At 61.5% G+C, this 16,556-nt stretch carries 23 protein-coding genes; all 23 read right to left on the bottom strand.

The features are described from left to right. On the bottom strand, positions 1 to 600 hold the full coding sequence (locus tag ATI14_RS13160; RefSeq protein WP_016970794.1) for a YmfQ family protein: 600 nt from the start codon (positions 598 to 600) through the stop codon (positions 1 to 3). Next, on the bottom strand, positions 591 to 1,628 hold the full coding sequence (locus tag ATI14_RS13155; RefSeq protein WP_016970793.1) for a baseplate J/gp47 family protein: 1,038 nt from the start codon (positions 1,626 to 1,628) through the stop codon (positions 591 to 593). Before ATI14_RS13155 ends, ATI14_RS13160 begins: the two co-directional genes overlap by 10 nt. After that, entirely contained in the window at positions 1,618 to 2,016 is a 399-nt protein-coding gene (locus ATI14_RS13150; protein ID WP_016970792.1) for a phage GP46 family protein, read from the bottom strand. The genes ATI14_RS13155 and ATI14_RS13150 overlap by 11 nt, the downstream gene beginning before the upstream one ends. Beyond that, positions 2,016 to 2,525: a phage baseplate assembly protein V gene (locus ATI14_RS13145; RefSeq protein ID WP_016970791.1), complete on the bottom strand. Its 510-nt coding sequence runs from the start codon at positions 2,523 to 2,525 to the stop codon at positions 2,016 to 2,018. Before ATI14_RS13145 ends, ATI14_RS13150 begins: the two co-directional genes overlap by 1 nt. Positions 2,526 to 2,550: 25 nt before the next feature. Next, entirely contained in the window at positions 2,551 to 3,591 is a 1,041-nt protein-coding gene (locus ATI14_RS13140) for a phage baseplate assembly protein (protein WP_016970790.1), read from the bottom strand. A 3-nt stretch (positions 3,592 to 3,594) separates the two neighbouring features. Next, a complete protein-coding gene (locus tag ATI14_RS13135) occupies positions 3,595 to 4,833 on the bottom strand; it encodes a DNA circularization protein (RefSeq protein WP_016970789.1) in 1,239 nt (412 codons plus the stop codon). After that, the gene (locus ATI14_RS13130; protein ID WP_016970788.1) at positions 4,820 to 6,190 is read right to left on the bottom strand and encodes a phage tail tape measure protein; all 1,371 of its coding nucleotides are present in this window, start codon (positions 6,188 to 6,190) and stop codon (positions 4,820 to 4,822) included. The genes ATI14_RS13135 and ATI14_RS13130 overlap by 14 nt, the downstream gene beginning before the upstream one ends. Then, a complete protein-coding gene (locus tag ATI14_RS31835; protein WP_016970787.1) occupies positions 6,190 to 6,318 on the bottom strand; it encodes a hypothetical protein in 129 nt (42 codons plus the stop codon). Before ATI14_RS31835 ends, ATI14_RS13130 begins: the two co-directional genes overlap by 1 nt. A gap of 5 nt (positions 6,319 to 6,323) precedes the next feature. After that, entirely contained in the window at positions 6,324 to 6,620 is a 297-nt protein-coding gene (locus tag ATI14_RS13125; RefSeq protein ID WP_016970786.1) for a phage tail assembly protein, read from the bottom strand. Beyond that, positions 6,617 to 6,964, bottom strand: a complete 348-nt coding sequence (locus ATI14_RS13120) for a phage tail tube protein (protein WP_016970785.1) — start codon at positions 6,962 to 6,964, stop codon at positions 6,617 to 6,619. Before ATI14_RS13120 ends, ATI14_RS13125 begins: the two co-directional genes overlap by 4 nt. Positions 6,965 to 7,030: 66 nt before the next feature. Further along, positions 7,031 to 8,527, bottom strand: coding sequence for a phage tail sheath subtilisin-like domain-containing protein (locus ATI14_RS13115; RefSeq protein WP_016970784.1), 1,497 nt, complete (start codon positions 8,525 to 8,527; stop codon positions 7,031 to 7,033). Beyond that, positions 8,527 to 8,709 (bottom strand): DUF2635 domain-containing protein, encoded by a 183-nt coding sequence (locus ATI14_RS13110; RefSeq protein ID WP_016970783.1) that lies wholly within the window; start codon positions 8,707 to 8,709, stop codon positions 8,527 to 8,529. Before ATI14_RS13110 ends, ATI14_RS13115 begins: the two co-directional genes overlap by 1 nt. Then, complete coding sequence (locus ATI14_RS13105) at positions 8,706 to 9,296, bottom strand: phage tail terminator protein (protein ID WP_080520425.1); 591 nt, start codon at positions 9,294 to 9,296, stop codon at positions 8,706 to 8,708. Before ATI14_RS13105 ends, ATI14_RS13110 begins: the two co-directional genes overlap by 4 nt. Before the next feature lie 65 nt (positions 9,297 to 9,361). Then, positions 9,362 to 10,369 (bottom strand): contractile injection system protein, VgrG/Pvc8 family, encoded by a 1,008-nt coding sequence (locus tag ATI14_RS13100; protein WP_016970781.1) that lies wholly within the window; start codon positions 10,367 to 10,369, stop codon positions 9,362 to 9,364. A 9-nt stretch (positions 10,370 to 10,378) separates the two neighbouring features. Next, a complete protein-coding gene (locus ATI14_RS13095; protein ID WP_016970780.1) occupies positions 10,379 to 10,591 on the bottom strand; it encodes a tail protein X in 213 nt (70 codons plus the stop codon). Further along, a complete protein-coding gene (locus ATI14_RS13090; RefSeq protein ID WP_080520426.1) occupies positions 10,584 to 10,967 on the bottom strand; it encodes a phage tail protein in 384 nt (127 codons plus the stop codon). Before ATI14_RS13090 ends, ATI14_RS13095 begins: the two co-directional genes overlap by 8 nt. Further along, positions 10,967 to 12,823: a phage tail tape measure protein gene (locus ATI14_RS13085; RefSeq protein ID WP_080520427.1), complete on the bottom strand. Its 1,857-nt coding sequence runs from the start codon at positions 12,821 to 12,823 to the stop codon at positions 10,967 to 10,969. Before ATI14_RS13085 ends, ATI14_RS13090 begins: the two co-directional genes overlap by 1 nt. 127 nt (positions 12,824 to 12,950) lie before the next feature. After that, a complete protein-coding gene (locus tag ATI14_RS13080) occupies positions 12,951 to 13,523 on the bottom strand; it encodes a phage tail assembly protein (RefSeq protein ID WP_016970776.1) in 573 nt (190 codons plus the stop codon). Positions 13,524 to 13,700: 177 nt separating this feature from the next. Beyond that, positions 13,701 to 14,207: a phage major tail tube protein gene (locus tag ATI14_RS13075; RefSeq protein ID WP_016970775.1), complete on the bottom strand. Its 507-nt coding sequence runs from the start codon at positions 14,205 to 14,207 to the stop codon at positions 13,701 to 13,703. Continuing rightward, a complete protein-coding gene (locus tag ATI14_RS13070; RefSeq protein WP_016970774.1) occupies positions 14,207 to 15,373 on the bottom strand; it encodes a phage tail sheath protein in 1,167 nt (388 codons plus the stop codon). The genes ATI14_RS13075 and ATI14_RS13070 overlap by 1 nt, the downstream gene beginning before the upstream one ends. A gap of 2 nt (positions 15,374 to 15,375) precedes the next feature. Continuing rightward, positions 15,376 to 15,549, bottom strand: coding sequence for a hypothetical protein (locus tag ATI14_RS31395; protein WP_016970773.1), 174 nt, complete (start codon positions 15,547 to 15,549; stop codon positions 15,376 to 15,378). Positions 15,550 to 15,633: 84 nt separating this feature from the next. Further along, positions 15,634 to 15,891: a tail fiber assembly protein gene (locus ATI14_RS13065; protein ID WP_016970772.1), complete on the bottom strand. Its 258-nt coding sequence runs from the start codon at positions 15,889 to 15,891 to the stop codon at positions 15,634 to 15,636. A 10-nt stretch (positions 15,892 to 15,901) separates the two neighbouring features. Then, a complete protein-coding gene (locus ATI14_RS13060) occupies positions 15,902 to 16,540 on the bottom strand; it encodes a hypothetical protein (RefSeq protein WP_016970771.1) in 639 nt (212 codons plus the stop codon). Between the last annotated feature and the right edge of the window lie 16 nt (positions 16,541 to 16,556).

Genomic DNA, 16,556 nt, shown 5'->3' with positions numbered 1-16,556 from the left:
CTAGTCATAATTGATGTGCACCTGCGTGTGTGCCGGTGCGCTGCGATGGATCAGGCATTCCAGCGCATCACCCGGGTTGACCCCGAAGCGCTCGCCCCAGTAGCTCGCGCCGAACCGGCGCCCCAGGTGTTGGCGCCCGCCAGTGTTGAGCGTCCACATGAAATGCGCCTGCCATGTGCCGAAATGCGCAGCACCGAAACGTGCGCGGCCCATACGCGGCGCGCGATGCTCGGTGACACTGGCGTCGGGATAACCCTGGCTGCGCGCGATTTCGATGTAATAGGCGGCACTCTGGTTGCCTGCGGCCAGGAGCCTGCGACGCACCGCCAGCCGACGGTCGTCATACAGCGGCGTGGACCCCAGGCAGGGATCGGGCAATTGCATCACCCGCTCCCATTCCGGTACCAGTTCACTGACGGTGGCCGGGTCTATTTCGTTTTGCAGCGCCCAGGCGCGGGCATCGACACGGGCCAGCTCAGCGGCGATACCATCAAGTACCTGGCTTAGCTGCGGAACTGTCTCCAGGTCCCAGGCCGGGCCGCCGGGCAGCAGCGAGATCAGTTGCTGGCGGTATTCATCAGCGCCTCTCATCACAGCCATGTGATACCTCCAAACACCAGCAATTGGTTAATGGCTGCGCTGACGTCTGCCGTGGGGCTGGCCAGCAGGTGATCGGTCTCACCGGTGGAGTTGCTGATGGCCTCGGCGATGTGGCTCAGCAATAGGGTTTCCCCCAGGCCCGCCTCGCGGTTATGCAGGTCGCGCAGTTGAGCTTCAACCGCCGCCCGTACGGCGCTGGTGTCAGGTGTCAGGCGTATTTGATAGGCGACCGGTTTCATCACAGGCGCCAGCACGTACACATCGGCGGTCACCGGGCGCAGCGGTTCGATGTGCGCCTGCACCGCACCCAATTGCGACGCCTCGGGAATCGGCTGCGGGTCGTCATCGCGCATCACAAACACTCCGACCGTCCCGGGCCCCAGGTAGCTGCCTCGGCACCAGGCGCGTGTAATGCCCGGCACTTCGAGCGCCCAGGTCACATAGTCATCAGCCGAACCACCCTGAGGAATGACGCGGTAAGAACGGATCACCCGCGCCCGTAACGACTCAAGGCTTTCACGGGCGGTGCCTCCCGTCAGGCCGGGAGCCAATACCGTGAATGTCGAGCCGATGCCTTGCAACGGTTGCACCGCCAGCAGGCTCAAACCGGTTTCGGCATTGCCCAGGCTGCCCGCGTCCACGGCCTGCACCGTGGCAGTGTTGGTACCCGCCCGGGTAGTCACCTCACGGGTGACGCTGTAGCTGCGGCCATCACCGGCTTGCAGCACCGTACCGACATCCAGCACGCCACCTGCAGCGGCGGTAAAACTGACGCTGCCACCGGCCGGCACCGCGGGCTTGCGCGCCTGATTCAAGCGCAGCGCAGCAATGCGTTCCAGGGTTGACTCATCGGCGGTATCCGGAAGGATCTGCTCGGCGATCCAGTCAAGATAGCCATACAGGCCAAACGCCGCGCCGCTGAGGGTGCGCGCCAGAACCTGAGCGTCGGACTGGCGCAGCGAATCGCTGGCCAGGTCGCTTTGGGTGCGTTTGATCAGCACCGGCAGCGAAGGGGTTTCAAACGGCATAGTTCACCTGCCAACTGTTATCAGGGTTGATGTCCAGGCGCTCGCCGTCAGCCAGGGTCAGCTGCGTGCGCAGGTTCAGGCGCCTGTCGTCGAGGCGCTCACTCACGACGTCGATGGCACTGCAATGCCCATCGTCGATCAGCCATTGCAGTGCCTCGCGGGCATAAAACTCGGCGTCCAGTTGGGTCTGGCGCGTCAGCTTGACCCGGCGCAGCAACCAGAGCCGCGAGCCAATGCGGTCGTCGGCGACCGTGGGAAAACTGTCGCCCCACCAGCCGAAGCGTTCGCCATCGTCGACGGCATCGTCCGGTGCGGCACGGCGCCAGGTAAACAGGCTGATCAGCACTGCACGGGTCAGTGCATGTTTGAGGTTGTCGGAGACAAACATCACTGCCCTCCCGCCGGCGCGCCGGTCTGGCCGTTGCCAGGTTGCACGCCAGGGTGCACGTGCTGCATCTGGCTGACGCCGCCCGCTACCTGATCACCGCTGGAAATAATCCTGCCGCTCTGTGTGAGGGTCGGCGTGTCGATGTTGACGCCCTGGCTGGCACGGATATTCAGGGTGCCGGTTTCAATGTCGATCACCCGCCCGCGTTTGAAGTGAATGCGATCGCCCTCGTCGGTATAGAGAGCAACTTCACCCTGGGCGAGTGACTGCAGGCGATAGCGACGGTCCGCCACCACCAGCACAACGGCGTGGGAGCGATCGCCGCCGAGAAAAGTCGCGATGCCCTCGGCACCGGCCAGTGGATTGCTGGTGAAACCGTAGGGTTCGAAGTGCTCCATGTCGTCATTCACTTCGCCTGCGGTCAGGCGCATTTGCAGCGATTGCAGCTTGGAAGCCGAGTTGGCGAGCACGACAGTGCCGCGCGCCAGCAGGCGAGTCAGTAGGCTCATGGGAGTGTCTCGAAAAAGACCGGCGTCAGGGTTTGGCCGGTACGGGGTTGGCATCGAACGTGGAAGGCGGCGCGACTTGCAGCGTAGTGACCGAGCCTTGCTCGGTGAGTGACCAGGTGACGTTGGAAACCAGCATGTCCTGGTCAAACCCCAGCACCGGGTCGACCACCCGCACCAACATATTGTGGCGCCACAGCTCGCCATTGGACTGTCGCCAGCCCTGCACGCGGTAGGTGGTGGTCAGGGCCTTGCCCGTGCGAGTAGCACCTTCCCAGTCGGCGCGTTGCTGGGCCAGTTCCGGCGTCAGTTGCGTCGGCTCGTTGATCAGCGTGACGCGTTTGCGACTGGCCTTGGCATCGACACAAGTGCCGGAAACTTCACTCACCGACGCCACGGTTTGCTGGTCGCCGCCTTTGTGCTGGCCGATCACCCGGTACTCGGAAAACACCGAGCCGAAATCCCTCGGCGCGTTGGCCGAGAGAATGTTCCGGCCCAATTGCAGCGAGTCACTGGCGCGCCCGGCACTGCCCGGCGCCGCCAGCACGAGACGGCCTTCGGCATCATCGGTAGAGAACACCCGGTACAACGTCAGCAGGCGGTCGATGGACTGAAAAACCGTCTCCCCCGGTACGATACTGTGGGTGTGCAACCGCGTCGTCTCGGCAATCTCGCTGTGCACCGCCACCCCATAAGGAGTGGCCAGCGCGTTTACGATGCTCAGCAGGGTCTGTTGCCGCCACTGCCCGGGCCGGTTGATCGCGGCGCAGTCCACCAGGTCCTGGGTCAGCGAGCCGCCTTCGATGCTCAGGCTGATCTGCCCGGCGTCGTAGCTCACCGGCGCTTTGAACACGTAGCCGGTCAACACCAGATCGCAACCGATGCGCAGCTGGCAACGGGCACCCGGCTTGATCGGCACTGCCAACGTCTGGCCTGGCCATTGCCAGGTAATGTTCAGGCTGAAGGTGCGAAACTGACGTTCCAGGTCGGCACTGATCTGCACGCTTTTCCAGCCGCCGTAGTCCAGGCCGTCCACCGTGAGGGTGACGATATTGTCCAGGTCGTTCATGCCTTACTCCCGCACCACATGCAGATCGGCCGGGGGCAAAAACCCCGGGTGCGCCACACGATTGCGTTGCACCACTTCGTCCACCCGCGTGGCATCGCCGAAACGCTGATAAGCCAGCAACAACGCCGGCATATTGCGCATCGGCGTCAGGTTGACCAGCCGCACACCGGACGACGCCACCGCCGTGAGGTGACTGAACATCTGCTGGCGCACGTTGTTCAACGCCACGTAATGCCCGGCATCGGCCTTGAGTGCGGCTTGCCACAGGGCTTCGTTCAACTGGTCGCGCAGGGCCAATACATCATCGGCCACCGGTACTTCCAGACGTTGCACCGGTTGTGCAGCCTGTTGCTCAAGGGAAGGCGTGGTCGTGAGGTTGACCGGCCGGGTGGCTACCGGCAGGTCGGCCAGCCAATGGGCGATCTGCACCCACAGGGCGTCCTGTACCAGGTTCGCCGTGGCTTGCGCCGCCGCCACGCTGTCCTTGCCGGTGGTCAGCTTTGGCGCATCCACACGCCTCGCCGCATCCACCTGCTGAGAGAGGTTCGCCAGCATGCCGCGATAACCGCTGCGGGCAAACTCACCCAACTCCTTGACGTCACCGAGCAGCCCTTTGAACTCGGCGCTCAACTCCTTCGGCAACGCCTTGATGCCTTTGACGAGCGCGTTGAGGTCGGCGTAAATCGCGATCAACGGTTTGAACTGTTGCTCGATCACCTGGTACACCTCAACCAGCCCATTGCGTAGCGCCTGTATGCCTAACCGCGCCTGCTTGACCAGCGCAATCGCCTGCTCAAAACGTTGCACCATCGAGCCCAGCAAACTGTCTGCCGACACCAGCAACTGCTGGCGGGTATTGACGGTAGTCGCAGGAAATTTCAGCGGCTGGTCGGGGTAAAACTTCAGGGTGAATGTCACCAGCCCGCCGTCCTGGCGCGTCTGGGTCATATCGCACTCACCCACTTTCACCTGCAACCGTCCCAGCCACGGATGCACCAGTTCGCCCGCGCCCTCCTCCAGCGCCTTGAGCAGTTTGTCGCGCTGTTCCAGGCAATCGGCACCGATCACGAACGCGGTCAGCTCATGCACTCTGGATTGCTGGCCCAGCCCTTCAAAAAACGGTTCATCGCGCTGCGGGTATTCGTGCAACTGGCCTTTCTTGCCGACGGGCACTTTGGCCTGGTCGACCCAAAAACCGACGCCACGAAACGACGCCGGCAACATACGATCACGCCAGCTCATTGGAACCTCCAAGGGACAGGGAACGGTAACCAACGCGCGGAGTGACACTGAGCCCCGGTTGATTGGTTTCAGGCTGGGCAACCCGCAGGCCGGCGGGGGCATTTTCGAAACTCACGCGCAGGTCGCCATTGAGTTGCGTACGGTTGTTGGCGGCGGTTTGTTGCAGCAGCGTGGTCGACGTGGCCGCCAGAGGCGACCCCCAAGGCTTGGGGCCCTGGCGAAACGCAGAGGGGTTACGCGCACTTTCAGCGTTACGTTCCTGCTGCTCGGCGGTGAGTTCGACCACACCGCCGGTCACCCTGTTGATCGCATCGCCAAGCGTACCGCCCATCAGTTTCCTGACGGGTGCGATGATCACCTCAAGCTTGTCCGCCAGTGCAGAAAACCAGGCGAGTACCGGCGACCAAACCGCTTGCAATTGCGCCATGGGCGACCAGTCGAACAACCCGCTGACCACCGCAAAGGCCGCGAGCGCCGTCAGCTTGAAGTCACTCCAGATGGCCGTGAACACTTCACTGATAACGCCCCAGTTCGCGATGATCTGCCCAAGCGGCGACCAACTGAAAAGGCTCTGCATAAACGTCACGACCGGCACGCTCACCGCCTTGAGCAAATCCCACAGTGCGGTAAACAGACCGGTCAAAGGCGCCCAGTTGGCGATGATCAGGCCCAGGGGCGACCACGCAAACAGCGTTTTAAAAGACGCCATCACCGGTTGCACCGCCGCACTCAACGATTGCCAAAGCCCGGCAAAAAAACCGCTGATGGGTTTCCAGTTGGCGACAATCAAGGCCGCCGCCAGCGCAATGCCGGTCGCAGCCAACACAACCGGATTGGCATTGAGCACCAGTTGCATCACTCCCAGCGCCTGGGACGCGCCGGTCACCGCGGCCTGAACCGCAGTAAACGCTACCGCACCCGCGGCCAGGCCCTGCACCAGTTGCGGGTTATCGGTAAGCACCTGCGCTACCGTCGTCAATAACGGCTCAAGCCCTATCGCCACGGCCGTCACCGCAGGCAACAGCGCCATACCAAACGCCACGGACACTTGATCCATCGACGCGCGAAATTGCTTCAAACCTTGTGTGGCGGCTTGCGGAACACCGGCCGCCACGACGGTATCGACATCCTTTACCTGCTCTTTGAACGCCAGCGCCGACTGGATACCGCTGACAAACGGCGCCGCCAGACCACCGCCCTTCACCAGCCCGGAAAAATCCAGGCTGCCGAGGCCGGTTTGCTCCAGGTTCTGCCTGAAGCGCCCCACCGTTTCACGCAGCGCAGCAAGTTTGGGCGACAGCTCGTCGATGCCCTTGAGGTGCACTGCGGTGTTTTTTATCTTCTGAGCGTCTGCCATCACTGCACCTGCTGCTGCATCGCGTTGATCCGTTGCGCATGCTCCAGGGACTCCCGGAGCACATCCAAAGGCCTGGCCAGCATCTGTTCAGGGTCAACCTTCCAGAACCAGGCCAGGTCATAGGCCACCGCGATCAGTTCGGCGACGGTGCCGGCGCCGCACTCATGAAAAAACCGGCGACCGCCCAGCTCAGCGCGTTGAAGTCGGCGAGGTCCAACTGGTTCACCGACGAGGGCGGAATGCCGGCGCACACGGCGATGTATCGCGCGGCCACATCGAGATCGAGGCTGACGTCTTCGCCCTTGTCGATCTTGTACGGCAGCGCCTTGATTGCCCGCACTTCCTGCACCGTCGGGCGGCGCAGGGTGAGTTCAGTCAAAGGTTCGCCGTGGGCTTCAATGGCTACCTGCAGCTTTACTGTGTCGGTCATTGCCAAGTCCCCTTGATGCCCTCGAATTTGAGTTCGATCATCGCGTCGTCACCTTTGGCCACCGGCTCTTCCACCAGGTAGGCACCGGCCAGCACATAGACTTTGCCGTTGTTGAATTCGCAAGTGACGGTCATGTCGGTACCGCTGACCAGTTGCTTGAGCGGAAAGTCCGGGGTGTGCAGTGCGCTGACTTTGAACGATGGCGCGATGTCGGTTTCCTTGTAGAAGCCCGGCACCACGGTTTCGCGTTTTACCGCCAGCAAAGGCGCTTCGCAGCCGCCGCTGATGGTCAGTTGAGCGCCGTCCACTTTGACGTAGCAGGTGCCCGCAATCAGTTGACCCATGATGTTTCTCCCAAAAATAAGCCCGCTGCGTGAGCGGGCTGGAATCAGTTGCAAAAAGCGCGGGCCTTAAAGCGCCGCGTCGTACTGCAGGCGGAATTGGTTGAGCAGCGCAAACACACGCAACCCGTTGATGTAGTCCGGCGGGAACAACACGTTGATCCGGCTCGGATCCTGGCTGTCGCGCTCAACGATCAGGTGCTCGGCGAACAGCTCGGCGTTTTCCACATGGCCTTCCAGCTCCAGCTTGGCGTACTGGGCAATCAACTCGCCGCGCAGGGTGCTCGGCGTCACGATCGGCTGGCCGGCACCAAAACGCGTGCCGTCACTGGCCAGTTTGTGGCGCCCGTACTTGCTGGTGATCACGCTTTGCAGGCGGCGCACGATAAAGGCCGATTGATGCAGGGTTTCACTGTCCAGGTAGGAGTTGTCGGCCTGGCCGAAGGCGTTTTTCTGGTAGGTGGTAATCGCACGCTGGATGCGCACATAGCCGCCTTCGTAGTAAGCCGTGGCAATACCGTAATTGAGCAGCGACTGACGTTCGGTCAGCGTGAAACGCTCACTCGGCGCCGCAGGGTCGAGGCCTGGCAGGCTGCCGCTTTGGGTCGGACGGCTGGCGTCGGCGGAAATAAACACCGCGGTACGCGCCGCGAGCGCCGCTGCCTGAACCCAGAACGGCTGTGGCACACCCGGCTCCATGGCCTGGATGGTCACGTGCTGATCGTTGCGTGCCTGCCCGGCCGCCACCAGCGTACCGACGGTACCGCGTTTGGCCGTATAGACATGCCCGAACAGCTGTTTGGCCCAGGACCAGCGGCCGCTGTTGTCGTCCATCACGCCTTGCCAGGCGTTGAGGCTGGTCGTGTCGGCCCACGGCAGGCAGATGAACTCGAAGGGCTCGTCGCCCAACGCCGCCAGGGCGGCCAGTTGATCCGGTACACCGGCGCCGCCGGCCATCTTGCCGAGGGTTGCCGCGAGGCCATCGGGCGTCTGCTCGCCGTTGCTCTGGCCCAGGCGGTTGAGCTGCAGGTTGATGTCATTGCCGCTGTCGCCAGTCCATTTGGCGGTCAGCGTTACCGTGCCGTCGGCCGCCGCCGCCGTGACCGGCAGATCGGCACTGGCGTTGACTTTCAAGGCCAGGGCATTGGCCGCCACGGCAGCCGTCGCCCCGTTGACCACGCTGGCTTGCACCCGCACGCCGCCGACATACAGGCTCAGCACGCCGCCCTGGGTGGCTGCGCCGGTGAGTTTCAGGTCGGCCTTGGCCACGCTGCCCGACGTATTTTGCAGCGGCAGGCACCAGATCTCACCCACCGGGTCGCTTTTGCGAAAGGTCTCGTACATCGACGCCAGCATCGAGCCCTGGCCACCGATTCGCTTGGCCATCGCCACGCTCGACACCAGCACCAGGCTGCCGATTTCGGCGCTGGCAGCGTTGTCGTTGACCTGGCCGACAATCAGCCGGCGCAAGGTCGACTGGGCACTGTTGGCTGCCGAGTTATCCATCTCGGCGTAGAACAGCGGCACACGAATGTCCGCTGGAATATGACTGAATCCAATCGCCATTATTTGACTTCCTGTGGTTGTGCCGCTTCGGCGGCGTTGGTGGTGATGTCGCCATCGGCCAGACGCCGACGCCACCAGGCGTTGTCCGGAACTTCGCGCCCTTCGACCGGCAACAGATCGCCAGCCTCGGGGTCGGGTACGGAACGGCCGGCGACCGGCCGTACGGTGATGCGTGTACTCATGGTGTTACCTCGGCAGAAAAGGTCAGTTCCAGGCGCCCGTCGGGGCCTGGGTGTTGCAGGTTGGGGTCGGCCGGGTCGATGGCATCGACCCGCACCGTCACCCCGTTGAAGGACGGCAAAGCGTCCAGCTCCAGCTCGTGCCAGGTTTCCGCCGGCTGCGTGCTGAGGTTGCGTCCCAGCTGGAAACCCGTGGAAAAGCGCAGGCGATACAAGCCCCGCGTCTTGCCCAATAAAAGCCAATGACCACCGTCGTACTGGACAGGCTCGTAGAACCGCTCGGGTTTGAAGCCCACCAATGCACGCCAGAGCTCAGCACGTAACACATGCAGCTGGTCCATGGCCTGGGCCTGTTGACCCTCCGCAAAATCCAGCAACACGACCACGCCGAGATGCTCGCGAACGGTTTGCCGGCTGGTGTTTTGCGAACGGCTGGCAGCGGCCTCTTCGCGAAGGAGGGTCACCACCGCCTGAGGCGCGTTGAGCGCTGGCAGGTTTTGTAATGCGTCAAGATCAAGCCCGGCGTGGATCTGCTGGTTGAAGCCGGGGCAGTGCTCGCGCAGGTGCGTCAGTAATGGGGTGATTTTCATGGGGTTCACCGGGCAATAAAAAGCCCGCAAAAAGGCGGGCGGGTGAAGGACGTCGACGGCGCGACTTACTCAGTGGGGGACAAACCGCTCGCGCTGATCGTGCAGCGGTAGCTGTCTTTGCGCTTGCCACTGGCGGTCACGGTATTGATCGACCAGCGTCCCTGCATAAAACCTGGCCACGACTCATCCAGCAGCAACAAGCCTTCAGCGGCGAATGCAGGATTACCTGGGCATACCACATCGATCTTCAGCCCTTCACGCTCCACTCGGCGCATCTCACCCTCAGCCGCAGAACGTGCCTCTGCTTCGTTCTGACAGCGCTGCGTGACCTCTTTGAAAGGCTCGACCCCCACCTTCACCACGTGCTTATTACCCGCCGCCGCATCCCACCAGGACGCTTGTGCACCGCTATATTTGGCGCGGCTGGCCTCGGTCAGCCTGGCACTGATAAACGCGCGTTCCCCTGGACGGTTGTCATGCGTCAGCGAGAGCTGCACGTCCGGCAGCGTCTTGCCCGACAGTGAGGTGAGCTGGCCTTTTCGGCCCAGCACGTAGAATTCGTCAACGGGTTTGGCCACAGCATCGAAGCGTCTGGCCAAGCGTGTCAGCAAGGCCATATCGCTTTCGTTGGTCTGGTCAATATGCGAGATCTGCTTGTCTTCGAGGTCAGGCGCCACGCGTGGCGAATAACCGTAGCGCGTCGTCAATTGCCGAAACAGCGCCCCCAGAGTGACAGGCCCATGGCTGGCGGTACGGCGTTGCTTGAACGCGTCCAGGTCGAACGGTGCCGCTGTGGCCTCCAATACCAGGCGCATCGGGAACAGTGACGGCGTGCGCTTGGTGATCCTGAACTTGCCTTTGTCCACAAGGCCAGTTTCCAGATAGCCCACACGCAGACCAATTTTCCCTCCCATGTCAGGCAGGCCTTCAAGGCCCTCGATATCGAGTGTCAACTTCAGATGGTCCGAGGCGAAACCGGCCATATCGGAGTGCTCCCACTCCAGGAGGCGCTCGTTGAGCAGCGCGGCATTGGCCCCGTAGAGCTCCACCACCGGTGTATATCCAAGTGTCATGTTCGCTCCTTAGTCCCAGGCCGAAACGGGCTGTTTCGCGATGGGCTGCCTGTCCAGCTCCGGCACGATCACACTGACACCGGCCGGCAGTACTGCGCCCAGTTCTGCCAACCCAGGGTTCAGCCGCCACAACATTTCTTCTGCGGTATCGTCACAGCGACCCAGCTCGCGGTAGAGCAACAGGTTCACCGAGTCACCGGCAATACTTCGTGCGCTACGCATTGACGAACTCCTCAAGGACAAGCGACCAATTGATCACCATGGCGGTGCCATCATCGATCACACTGGATTGTTTTTCGGTGATCGTCTTGATGGTCCACAGGCCCCAACTGAGGCCCACGCCATCGACCAGCGGCAATGGCGCACGCAAGGCTTGCAGCGCGCGCAGCTCATGCAGCCGTGTCATGCCGGTTTCACGTGCGGCCTTACCGCCAAAGGTCAGCGTCTCGAGCGCCTGGCCAACCTGGCTGGACTTGGGTTTGCCGGCAATAATCGGCAGCCCGACCCACCCGCCAGTGCTGGCACGGTCCAGGGTGTCGTAGGCAAACCCTCGGGACAGCCCGAAAACAAACGAGCCCAATGCCATTTGTTGTCGCATCACACCCCTCCAATATCAGTCAATGCCGCATCACGTCGCGACCCCAGCAAGTCGTCCATCGACAACGGCGAAAATTGCGCTTCGATCTGTTGCACCACCAATTGCGCCAGTTGTTGATAGCTCACCTGCTCAGGTGCGTTGATGGTGATTTGCGGGGCGAAGTTGACTTGGCGGTTGTCAGCCTGAGCATTGTTCAAGTTTTTACTGACATCGGCGGGTGCCGGCAGACGGTCACTTGGACCGAAGAGCTTGTCACCGAGCCAGCTGCCGGCCTCACTGCCGAGCAAGCCACCAATGGCGCCGCCGACTGCTGTGCCGACACCGGGGAAGATCATCGTGCCTATGGCTGCACCGGCAGAAGCTCCGGCCCAGGCGCCACCTGCCGAGCTGAGCCCGGAACCGATGGCGTTGACGTCGCCGTTGCGTATGCCCTGAACCACGTCCATCGCCGTGTCGACATACCGCATCGGGCCCAAGCGACGTGCACCGACCGACTCCAGCTTGCTCATCGCGCCCACCAGGCCGGCGGCCGGTATATTGGGCGGATGATTCACGGGGGCGGCTGGACGCTCATGACTCAGAGGTAGCGAATATGGCTGAGCCTTGACGCGACTTTCGGCCGGCATGAGCGCCTGCTCGCGCGCCAGGGCTTCGATCAGCCCGGGCCCCCGGTTTGAGCCACGCGCAGGGGAAGCTATGCTTGCGCTCAGGCTGCTCGCCTGGGCAGTACCGGGTTGAATCCTCTGGATTGGAGCGCCCGCATTGAAGCCCAACGAATAAGCAGGAAACAGTGACTGAACGCCACGTCCAATGGACTCGCGCCACGTTGCGAGGCGGCCACCGGTCTTGGCCGGGGCACGTGGCGTGCTTGACGGCGCCGACGCAAGCGGCGGCTTTTTCTGTGCAGTGTGTGGTTTCTGCGGGTTCTGTGAACGCTGTTTTTTCTGAGCCCTCTGGTTTCGCTGCGATTTCGATCCAGCGGCATTTTTTCTTGCGCCTGAGGATCCCTTGCGACCGGAACGCCCATCGCCCAGCGGCTTTTGGGCTGCGTTCGCACAGCAGCACGACTTTTCCTCTTTGAAACCGTCGCTCTTGAACAGTTTGCCAACCCCCCCCGGCAACTTGCCCAACGTCAGGTCGACCACATTACCCGTCACCCGGGTTTTGATCGTGTCACCCAGGCCCGAAAAAAACTGGGTGAACACAGGCGACAGTACCGGCAAAATCACTGCCTCTGCGGTTTTGACGGTGGTGGCGGCACCCGCCGAGTCGCCGGCCCAGCTGTTGGCGCTGTTCATCACAGCTGTTTTGGCTTCAAGCCACGTGGGCTCCAACAGCACCGGCGCAGGCTCAAGCGTCTTGGCCAGGCGCTCTGCGCTTTGGGTGGACTCTTCGCGCAATACCGTGGTTGATTTCTCCGGGGGAAGTTTCGAACCAAACGTCAGGCTGGCATTGGACTGCTGAAAAGCCGCGACCGGGTCAAGGCGCTCGATGTTACGTATCGTCAAGGCTTCACGGGTCACGCGCCGATCATCCACCTTGCTCGATTTGAACACTGTGCTATTGCTCTGATCAGCCTGCCCGTTGGTTCTCGGCGGGTTAAGGTCCACGGTTTTGAAACCCGACAGCGAGCTGTGCAGCGCCTCCACGCTCCTGCGCAACAAGCCCAGGGACAATGAAAGACCACTGAGCTCCAGGCCTGCGTGGCTCAGCGCCAGACTTGTCGACTCTGCGGCGGCCGCCTCACCAGAACGTTCAGCTGCCAACGCGCCAGAGCGGAGGATCGCAGCCTCCTTGCCGACGAGTTCCTGGCCATCCCTGGCCGTGCCATACGCCAATGAATACTTGTCCTGCATCCCGCTTACTCCTGTTTAACGCCAAGGCGAGTGATCGCGATGTCGTAGCGGCGCAATGCTTTGCCGGCGTCCCAGTCGAGGATCTCTGCCTCATTGACCGAGTAAATCAGCGGCACCACATCGAGGATTACTTCGATGTCGCGCTGCGAAAGAAGTCCGCCGGTTTGTTTAAAAAATCGTCGATGCGCTCCTGCAGTTCCGTCCAGTCGGGCACGGTCAGGCCGGCGAGGTCGGGGATCATCAGGCCGGTGCAGTGAGCGGTGATGAACTCGGCACGCTCTTTGTTCGTGGCGAGTTTTTTCATGGCTTTGGTGGCGCGCAACGCGGGCATTTCCAGGCTCAACCCGGTCAGGCTGCGGCCGGCGGCATCCAGGGGCAGCAGCAGTTGCACCTGCTCATACTGCGAAGGTCCATCGGCTTCGCCGAGGAAGAACGACGCAGGACGTGTCGACATCTCGTGTACGTATTGGGCGATGCTCACGTAGTCCGGGCGCTTGAGCTGATCGAGCTCTTTTTCCGACAGGCCGGTGGCGAGTTTCGCCAATTCGAAGAACTGGTCGTCCTCGTCATCACCGGCCCGGGCCAGCGCGTCTTTTTGCGCGGCGTAGTACAGCGGTTTGAGTTGTACCTGCTCGATCGTCGCGCCGGTGTCGGCGGTGATCGGCGAGAGCAGGATGTGCAGCGGTGGCATCCAGGCCATGGGCAATTCCTTATAGAAACGTGGCTGAAAAGCGATCTGAAGCATAGTGCGGTCAAATGTGGGAGCTGGCTTGCCTGCGATGGCATCACCTGGGTGCAGCTGACAGACCGAGTCGCCTGCATCGCGGGCAAGCCCGGCTCCCACATTGACCGTGCCCACTTCACATCACGGTCGCGCTTAAGGCATCAGCACGGCACGGCGCGCATCACCCAGAATGTCGACGCCGTTGAGCACGAACTTCTGGGTGCGCACGTCGATGTCGATCACCGGAATGCCGTTTTCCAGGCGGTTGTAGGTGCGGCAGGACAGCTCCAGGGTGGTGGTGGGTTTGTCGCCCATTTTCAGCGGCGCCTCAGCCAGGCTTTTCAACTTGCCGCCGACCGTGTGGTAGGTGAAGTAAGTCTTGCCGTCCTGATCCTGGCCGGCTTCGCGCACATTCAGCAGGATGTCGTCACCCAGCCGCACGCCCAGCGCCAGCATGATTTCCGGGCCTGCACCTTGCAGCTCCAGGGTCGCGTTGAGCGCTTTGGCGCTCTTGGCCATTTCCTCGACGATGAAGCGCCCGCCGGTCATAAGCTCCATATCGAAATCGATTTTCGGCGGGGAGAAAGACGTGACCGTCGCGGACAGCGGCAGGCCTTGAAGGGTGGCCGCGATGGCCTGTCTTACACGGTTGGTAAACATTAGAGAACGTCCTCCAGGAACTGCTCGATGATTTCATCGCGGGCATTGAGTTGATAAATCATGTGTTCGTTCGGCGCGTAGCGGCCGTAGTCGATGACGATGAACCAGGTGCCGTTCTTGTACTTCTCGACACTGTTGAGTTCCGGGTGCAGGTACACGCTGCCGCCAGGAATGGTTTCGTCGGCGACCAGGGTTTGCAGCCAGTCGTTGATGCGTTTGACCTCCTGGTCCATGAAGGACTTGGTGAGGTTCTTGGCCATGGCTTTCTGGCCGGCCTTGACCAGCTTGCGGCTGATGGCATCTTCCAGGCCCACATAGCTGATGAACTTGCCGGTGATGGAGCGGTTACCCAACAGCGAAAAACCGCCGAGGATGGTGCGGGCGTAGTAGCTCACGCCGTAGCGGTTAAGCAGGTCGCCTTCGGTGGAGGTGTCGAGGATGTTGTACTCGACCACGCGGGAAACGTCCTCGGCGAACGTCACCTGGTTGCCCGGGCTTTCCCACTGCTTGACCTTGGCCAGTGCGGCGATAGCCAGCGAAGACGGCGACAGGAACACGTTCTTCTTCGCGGCCTTGGAGTACACCGACGGCATGTTGTGCACCAGCAGGCAACGGTCGAAGCCGAGGTCGGCACCGCCCAGCTCGCCGCTGTAGGTCACTTGGTCGGCGACGCTGGCGTCCTTGCCATCGAGCACCACACGGGCCTTGATGCGCTTGCCGAAGGAAGCAAACTCACCGGCCACCGCCTTGGTGCCGGTGAAGCCCGGCGCGCCGATGATGGTCAGGTCTTCCGGTACACCCGCCAGCGCCGCCAGGCCCAGCTTGCGGCCCGTGGTGGGCTCGTTGCCGCCGATCACATTGTTGATCGTGTCGGCCGGAGTCGCGCCCTCCTCCACAATCACCACGTAGACCGGCACCTTGACCACTTTGAGGATCTGGTACACCGCCTGAAACAGCGTGCCCGACTCGGCGCCGGTGGGGTCCAGCAGCGCCTGGGTGGTGAAGCTGTTGATGCGAAACGGCGCGTTTTTCGGGATCGACGCGTGGGCGTTCGGCGCGGTGCCGACCAGGCCAATCACGTTATCGCCCAGGCCACCCATGGCCTCGGGGGATTCGGTGGCATTCACGGTGATGCCGTTGTGCTCGAAGTTCAAAACCTCAGCCATGGTCAGTCAGCCTTCTTTGGGGTGGAGTTGAGGACGCTGGTGAGTTCCAGGCGGCCAGCGGTGCGCAGGGCGGATGCTTCGACGTCGAGCAGTTCCAGCTCCTCGCCAGCGGTGGACCAGTGGCCACCTCCGGTGGGGAACGGGATGAGGACGGTGTAGGTTTGGCGGTTGTGCATGGTGGGAGTTCTCCGGGTCGAAAACGCCAAAGCCCCTGCGGGAGGGGCTTTGGGGAGGCGAAAAAAAACCGCTTTCGCGGCGGGTTATTTCAGAAAGGCTGGCAGTTCCGGCCACTCAAGCATCGAAGGTGCCCCGCCCTGCTCAGGGATATCGCGAAGAGCCTTTCGATAGGCAACCACTTCGGCTCGCTGGGCATCGGTGGCCGGGTAATCCAGCAGTTGAGTAAAATCGGTGCTACGCAGCAGCTGGTCACGGCGCGCCCGCACGGCGGCCCACTCCACACCTGGCATGGGCGTGGCAAGCAATGGAGTGACATTTTCAGTATTTGCAATTTCGGACATAAGATTCCCCTTAACTAAACACAACTTTTTCAGCCAAAGACAGCTTGGCCTTCAAATCACCCTGGGCAAACAACCGCCCATTACCGACGCGCATCGTATCAATTCGAACAGTGGTGTAATAAATAGCGGGAATCAAAATACGCATAACAACATTTCCGTTCGAATCGACATACACAGCAGGCGCCATGTTGCCAAATGTTGAAACACTGTGAAGAGAGCGTTCCGGTTGATAGCAATACCCCACCAATGTTTCGTCAATAATTTTTGCGGTACCGTAGCTATACCCTTTGATATTAAACCAAAACATTTCAGAGTTAACATTGATGTTCAATGGCACTTTGAAATGCATGTAGACGTTTGCCATATTCCCCAGTTCGGTTGTCACGAACTCGCCTTGCGACAAGGGAATGATTTTGACCCCTGCACCGTCGACACCGCCTGTCGTATAAACATGCCCTTGAAACAAATTTCGACGAATAGTCCCCAGTGCGGCGGGATCACCCTCAACATCCTTCAGGTTGCGCCACTCATTAAACTGTGCGAGCGCCCCCGCCATTGTCGTATTGATGCTGCCGATTTTTCCATTGACCGCAGTGGTCAAGTTGTTTGCCGCCGTCACCAGCGACGCAATAGTCGTTTCCAGACTCACGTTTAAACTCCTGAAC

The organism is Pseudomonas tolaasii NCPPB 2192 (assembly GCF_002813445.1).
Lineage (GTDB): Bacteria > Pseudomonadota > Gammaproteobacteria > Pseudomonadales > Pseudomonadaceae > Aquipseudomonas > Aquipseudomonas tolaasii.
Note: the sequence above shows the minus strand (reverse complement) of the source record. Positions and strands in the feature narration are given on the sequence as shown.